The sequence below is a fragment of the Flavobacteriales bacterium genome, assembly GCA_013214975.1.
GTDB lineage: Bacteria > Bacteroidota > Bacteroidia > DT-38 > DT-38 > DT-38.
The window spans coordinates 1-4286 of sequence record JABSPR010000153.1 but is presented as its reverse complement, the minus strand read 5'-3'; the positions used below and the strand labels follow the sequence as shown (position 1 = coordinate 4286).

General features: G+C 34.7%; 4 protein-coding genes. 3 read left to right on the top strand and 1 reads right to left on the bottom strand.

Going from position 1 to position 4286, the window contains the following annotated elements:
* Positions 1 to 305: hypothetical protein (locus HRT72_05565; protein NQY67176.1), on the top strand; the 305-nt coding region annotated here is incomplete at its 5' end.
* A 93-nt stretch (positions 306 to 398) separates the two neighbouring features.
* Here the strand turns inward: HRT72_05565 and HRT72_05560 are convergent.
* Complete coding sequence (locus HRT72_05560; GenBank protein NQY67175.1) at positions 399 to 2573, bottom strand: S9 family peptidase; 2175 nt, start codon at positions 2571 to 2573, stop codon at positions 399 to 401.
* 389 nt (positions 2574 to 2962) lie between these two features.
* Here HRT72_05560 and HRT72_05555 point away from each other — a divergent pair, with 389 nt between their 5' ends.
* Positions 2963 to 3907: a hypothetical protein gene (locus tag HRT72_05555; GenBank protein ID NQY67174.1), complete on the top strand. Its 945-nt coding sequence runs from the start codon at positions 2963 to 2965 to the stop codon at positions 3905 to 3907.
* Positions 3908 to 3986: 79 nt separating this feature from the next.
* A partial coding sequence (locus tag HRT72_05550; protein ID NQY67173.1) for a hypothetical protein occupies positions 3987 to 4286 on the top strand: 300 nt, incomplete at its 3' end.

Genomic DNA, 4286 nt, shown 5'->3' with positions numbered 1-4286 from the left:
ATTCTGAGTTGAAAGTCTCGTGCAAATTCTATCTACCAAATAGTGCAACAATCATAATTAAAAAGGGAAGTTCTTTAGTGTTAGCAGGTCTTATATCCAACGAATCTAAAGACAGTACAGGTTGGCAGGGCAAAATCATTATAGAACCAGGGGCCACTTTAATATTTAAAGAAGGTTCGAAACTAGACCTAAACAAAAATGGTCGAATAATTCTTCTTAAAGCCAACAAGGAAAGAGGTGCTCTTATAGGAGACAAGACCATTCTTAGATCCTACCGAAAAAATCTTAAAAAAAGAAAGTTATAATCTTCATTCATTTAGAAGGTTTCTCGAACAAAATCAAGACTTGGAAGCACTCTAAATACTTTAGAAAGACGTCTCATGCGTTTCTAAAACGTCTTAATATTTTGGTTTAAAGTCCATATTATGCCAAGCAAATGCGTATTTATCCGTTAACTGATCTATAACCTTTGAGATGGGAGTTCCTGCTCCATGACCAGCGTCCGTTTCAATACTTATTAATACTGGACTTTCTCCCAATTGAGACGTTTGCATATGTGAAATAAATTTAAACGAATGTGCTGGAACGACTCGATCATCATGATCTGCTGTAGTAACTAATGTAGCAGGATAGCTTTGGTTTTTCCGAATAGCATGAACCGGAGAATAGCGATATAAATATTCAAACATTTCTTTCGAATCATCTGACGTACCATAATCGAAAGACCACCCAGCTCCTGCGGTAAACTTGTGATACCTCAGCATATCCATCACTCCAACTCCAGGAAATGCTACTCGAGCTAGAGAAGGCCGTTGTGCCATTACCGCACCAACTAATAACCCACCGTTTGATCTTCCTTCTATTGCAAGTCGATCGCTATTCGTATATCCCTCTTCAACTAAATATTCGGCCGCTGATATGAAATCGTCGAATACATTTTGTTTTTCAAGTTTTATTCCTGCAACATGCCACTCTTCTCCATATTCGCCTCCACCTCTTATATTGGGCTGGGCATATACGCCACCATTTTCTAACCAAACAATTCTTGAAGTACTAAAACTTGGCATTAAACTTATATTAAATCCCCCATATGAATACAACCAAGTTGGGTTGTTACCATCTAGAATAACATCTTTACGATGTACGATATACATCGGTATAGATGTGCCGTCTTTAGATTTATAAAACACTTGTTTCGTTATGTAATCACCCGAATCAAAATCGATATTTGGCTCTTTATGAATCGCTGACAAACCAGATAGTATATCATACTTATAAGTTGTTGGAGGGTTGATTAGGGAGGTAAAAGAATAATAAAAATAATTTTCGTCTTTATCACCACCCATGCCCTTTATAGTTCCCATTCCTGGAATATCCACTACCCGCACTAATTTTCCATTATAATCATATTCCAATACTTTACTCTTTACATCCTCCATATATGAGGCAAAAATATGACCACCAGCAGTACCCGCATGCAATACATTTTCCGTTTCAGAAATTAATTCGGCCCAAATACCAATTACAGGATCTTTACAATCCACTTTCATTATTCTATTATTGGGCGCTTCTAAATTTGTTGACAGAAGCAATGTCGAACCATCATTATCTATTACATAATGATCCTTTTCAAATCCCTTAACCATGCATACTATTTCATGATTCCCCTCTCTTAAATCTTGCACATAAAGTTCGTTTCCGCTTGTGCTTTCTGCCGCGGTTATTACCAAGAATTCTTCACTTTCTGTGAGGTAACCACTAATATATCGACGAGGTGTTTTCTCTCCACCAAATATCAATTCATCACTACCTTGTGGTTCACCAATTTGGTGATAGAACAACTTATGAAATTGAGTTTTACCCGATAATTCACTTTCATCTTTTGGCTTATCATAACTGCTGTAATAGAAGCCCTCATTTCCTCTCCAAGCAATGCCACTAAACTTAATATCTACCAGTGTATCTTCTATAACTTCCAAAGTTTGTGTAGAAATCACAATACACTTCCTCCAATCAGATCCTCCTTCTGAAATTAAATAGGCACATAAAGATCCATCTTTGGAAAAGCTCGTTCCTGCCATCGATACCGTTCCTTTTTCAGAAAATAAATTCGGATTAATAAAGACAGATTCTTCACCATTTTCTCCAAGTGTGCGATAAAGCACATCTTGATTCTGTAAACCATCATTTTGATAATAATAGATGTAATCTCCGTGTTTCCGAGGGGCACTAATACGCTCATAGTCAAGTAAACTTTCAATCCTATCTCTTAGAGCATTCCTAAAGTCGATTTTTCCCAAATACCCCTCTGTTAACGTATTTTGTTCTTTCACCCATACTTTTGTCTCATCAGACATATCATCCTCCAACCACCGATATGGGTCTTGAACTTCTGTATCAAAATAAATATCTACATGTTTACTTTTTTTCGTGTTCGGATATTGCATTTCAATCTTTGTCATTTTATTCTTTTCTGAACAACTAAGGGTGGATATCGATATTACAAGTAACCAAAGTAATTTTTTGGTTTTTACAACGAGTATGTTATTCCCTCGATTGTTCAACGAATTCATCATGCCTTGTTTTTTTGTATAAAAATATATTATTCTTGGTACAGAAGATTTCAAAACAGTATCCGTTAATTAACGCTACTATTAAATTATGAAATGTCTATTTTGAAAGGCAAGCTGACAAAGGCGGTTATGTAAAGCTCTTAAACATAATATCTAATGAGAATATTATATGTAATTTCACACCATATAAAACCACTCATTTATTGAATCTTATATAGGAAATATACGTAAAAAGTTAATTATTCTGGCATCAATTTTGATATTTTCCTAACCAAGCATATTCAATAATAAAGATTGAATTACAAACGAATAATTTATTGTTAAAAAAACAGCTCCACAAAAAGGCAAGACGAAATTCTTAATTCAAATAACAGAGGTAAGAAATTAACATGCATTACATAAACAAGTCCATTATCAAATCCGTTTTACTTACGGCTACTTGCATTTTATCATTTACGGTAGAAAGCTGGGCACAGCATGGCTATATTATGAAGGGAGATATTGATGTACTGAAAAGAAGCAAGCTATATGTTGTTTTAGACGAAGGTGACTCCGAATACAACAAGGCCATTAAACAAGCAGTTGATAAGCATTGGACATTAACAAAATTTGATTATATAACAGTAGGACAGTTCGACAGCTACCGTAAGAAAAGCAAAACTTCATTCCTTGTTGTACTTATGGACCAATATGTAAATGAGTACAATAAAAAGGCTCAACTTGGCCCGCAACTCACTCTATTGCTAGGTGAAAATCAACCCAACATAACAGATTATAGGAAGAAGCTCTCGACAATTATGATTCCAGGAAAATTTGCAAAACTAAAAGCTAACGAGTACAATGATCTTAAACTTTCTGTTTATCCTCTTACTCAAGATGCAAGAAACGAAATTGGATATTTAATGGACAGCTACGTAAAAATGATGATCAACTATGTTGATATGGCTAGTGCGAATAAAGGAAAACTTAATCCAATGAAAGCTGTGTCATTATACAATCAGAATGCAACCAAGATTCAAGGAAAAACCCTTTTCGTACTTAAGGATGATATGGAGCAAAGTCTTCAAAACATGGATAGAATTAAAGAAGTCTATAATTTCGGAATCAAGATAGTTCCACAAATGGCAATCGAACAAAGCATCCTTTCGCAAAGCGCAACTGTGGCATTTTTATATAGAATGTTCTACAAAAGCAAAAGTGGGATGCAGCGTAGTTACAAGATTATCATTGAGGCACAAGGCGGTAGCATCTTATACATGAAAGAGGACGCTTACGACCATCCTATAAATTCATTCTTTAATGAAAGAGACTTTAAAAACATTTCCAAAAACTGACGCGATATAATCCCAATAATTATGTTTAAAATCATATCGTAGGTATATTTGACAAACACCAACATTTAAAAAACCATCCATGTATAGAAATTTAAAAATCAATTTTATCACAGCAATATTCACACTACTAGTCCTGCCCTTCTCATTATTTGCTGGCACCGATTTACCTAGAAGTTTAAAAATAACACATGAAACTACACAAACTGAATTAGATCAAATAGTGAATGATTTACTTACTAATGAAGTTAAACTAGAGCTCAGCAAAACAGAATTCAACAAGAAGAAAACAAAATTGATAAACTTGGCAGGTACTCTTCAATATAACGACATTGACAAAACCGGTTTTGAGTTTGAAGCGTTTAAAATTGAAAGTGTTGTT